This is a genomic window from Methylophaga sp. UBA5088, assembly GCF_002414625.1.
GTDB lineage: Bacteria > Pseudomonadota > Gammaproteobacteria > Nitrosococcales > Methylophagaceae > Methylophaga > Methylophaga marina.
In genome coordinates, this window is record NZ_DIAC01000066.1 from 1,686 (window position 1) to 4,208 (window position 2,523).

2 protein-coding genes and 1 pseudogene are annotated in these 2,523 nt (G+C 43.9%); 1 reads left to right on the top strand and 2 read right to left on the bottom strand.

Annotated features, from left to right (window positions below; genetic code table 11):
- On the bottom strand, nucleotides 1–736 hold a 736-nt coding region (gene uvrC / locus B4K20_RS08415), incomplete at its 3' end, for an excinuclease ABC subunit UvrC (RefSeq protein WP_289282557.1).
- An 8-nt stretch (nucleotides 737–744) separates the two neighbouring features.
- Nucleotides 745–951 (bottom strand): hypothetical protein, encoded by a 207-nt coding sequence (locus B4K20_RS08420; RefSeq protein ID WP_289243423.1) that lies wholly within the window; start codon nucleotides 949–951, stop codon nucleotides 745–747.
- Between the two features lie 143 nt (nucleotides 952–1,094).
- Here B4K20_RS08420 and B4K20_RS08425 point away from each other — a divergent pair.
- Nucleotides 1,095–2,523, top strand: a pseudogene (locus B4K20_RS08425) (transcription-repair coupling factor); the annotation flags it as partial.

Genomic DNA, 2,523 nt, shown 5'->3' on the forward strand with positions numbered 1-2,523 from the left:
CCCGACGTAGTGCAATCACTTTATCGCGAATAGCCGCAGCCTGTTCAAAGTCGAGCCGTTGTGATGCTGCATCCATTTCGGCACTCAGATCATCCATGACCTGTTTGTTTTTGCCTTCCAAAAACATAATCGTGTGTTCGACATCTTTTTTATATTCTTCTTCACTGATCAGACCAACACAGGGTGCTGTACAGCGTTTAATCTGATATTGCAGGCATGGGCGCGAGCGGTTTTGATAATAACTGTCTTCGCATTGTCTGACAGGAAAGAGTTTTTGCAGCAAGTTGAGACTATCCCTTACAGCCCCGGCACTGGGATATGGGCCGAAATAACGCCCTGCTTTGCGTTTAGCACCGCGGTGATAGCTTAACCGGGGAAATTTATCGCCTGATATTAATAAATAAGGATAGCTTTTATCATCACGCAGCAGAATGTTGTAACGTGGCATTAATACCTTAATTAAATTGTTTTCAAGGATTAATGCTTCGTTTTCAGTGTGGGTGACGGTAGTTTCAATGGATGCGATCTGAGCGACCATGACACGTGTTTTGGCTGTTAAACCGGTTTTGCGAAAATAACTGGAAACACGTTTCTTAAGGTTTTTGGCCTTACCAACATAAATCACCGTTCCGGTGTCATCGATCATGCGATACACACCGGGCCGGCTAGTCAGGTTTTTTAGGAAGGAGGCTGAATCAAATTCGCTCGTTTTTGTTTGCTTAACTGCTTCAGCCATGTCTCATTTCAAGTGTGGTCGTTTTGTTTGGGTGCGTACTGTCGTTGGTAACATTTATGTGCCTGATAAAAGCTGTTGGCTGATAAGCCAAGCAAAATAAAGCCACCGATTAACGCTGGGACGTCAGTGTAAAAAAAATAAAACATCGCTAAAGCTGCTATTAACTCAGCACTGCCTATCGTTTTTAACAGTACGACATTTTCAATTCGTTTCATTATTATTCTCCCGCACCTTTGCAAGTTTATTCAAGCATATAATCACTTATAAATTATAAGGGATAATGTGCCTTATTCAGCTCTTTGTGACAAGACTTCTTCGTTTTATGTGAAAATAGACGTTTTTGTAACGAATCAGTCTAGTGAATCATACTCAGCCTAATCTGCTCAATCCCAAGCTACCATCATCTAATAAAGAAGCCTTTTATGCAGGCCAGCTTTATGGAAGCGCACAAGGTCTTTTATTAGCGAAAGCAGCGCAGCGACATGATGGTCCGCTGCTAGTCATTACCGATGACATGAATACCGCACATCGTCTGGAATTAGAAGCAAAATTTTTCTTAGGGGAAGATAAAAGGCCTGTTTTACATTTTCCAGATTGGGAAACGCTACCTTACGATACCTTTTCTCCGCATCAGGATATCGTTTCAGAACGATTAGAAACACTGCATCAGTTACCCGACTTTAAACAAGGTCTGCTGATGGTGCCCATAGCGACATTGATGCAACGTATTGCGCCCCGTGCATTCCTCGAAGGCAACACGCTGATTCTGAAAACGGGCGATCAATTCGATATTGAAAGCTGGCGTTTAAAACTCGAAAAAGCCGGTTATCGTAACGTTTCTCAAGTCATGGAGCATGGGGAATTTACGGTACGAGGTGCCATCATTGATTTGTATCCCATGGGGAGCAAACTCCCTTATCGTATAGATCTGTTTGATGATGAAATTGATACTCTAAGAACCTTTGATCCGGAAACACAGCGTTCGATAGATACTATCGATAACATTCAGCTATTGCCCGCACGTGAATTCCCGATGACCGAAGACGGTATTCAGTTATTTCGGCAACAATTCCGCCGGCATTTCGAGGGCGATCCCCAACGTAGTTTTATTTATCGTGAAATCAGTGATGGCAATGTGCCAGGTGGTATCGAGTTTTACCTGCCTTTATTTTTTGAAAAAACTAACAGCCTGCTCGACTACCTTCCGGATAACACCTTAATTGTTAGTATTGCAGACCCACATGTCGGTGCTGACCGATACTGGCAGGAAATCAGCGAGCGCTATCGTCAGCATCGTGTGAATCCAGAACGACCGCTGCTCGAGCCTCAACATGTATTCATTACAGTTGAAGAATTATTCAGCTCTTTCAAGGCCTATCAACGTCTTCATTTGCAAAGCTTTGAGCATCAGGACAAAGCAGGTCATATCAATTATGGTTCAGGCATGCCGCCACAACTGACGATGAATGCGCGTAAGGACAAACCTTGTGAGGCGTTACAACAATTTATTGGTCAGTTCGATGGACGAATATTATTTGCCGCAGAGAGTGCCGGGCGTCGTGAAACATTACTGGATATGCTGCGACAGCACGATATCAAATGTCAGCCTGTCAGTAACTGGGATGCGTTTATCCAAGGTGATGACAACTTAGCCATGACCGTCGCTCCGCTGGAGCAAGGTTTATTGCTAGGTCATGAAAACCTGGCTGTTATTGCTGAAACACAGCTGTTTGGCCAGCAGGTCATGCAGCGTCGACGTCGTAGTCGTAAAAAGCGTGATACCGATG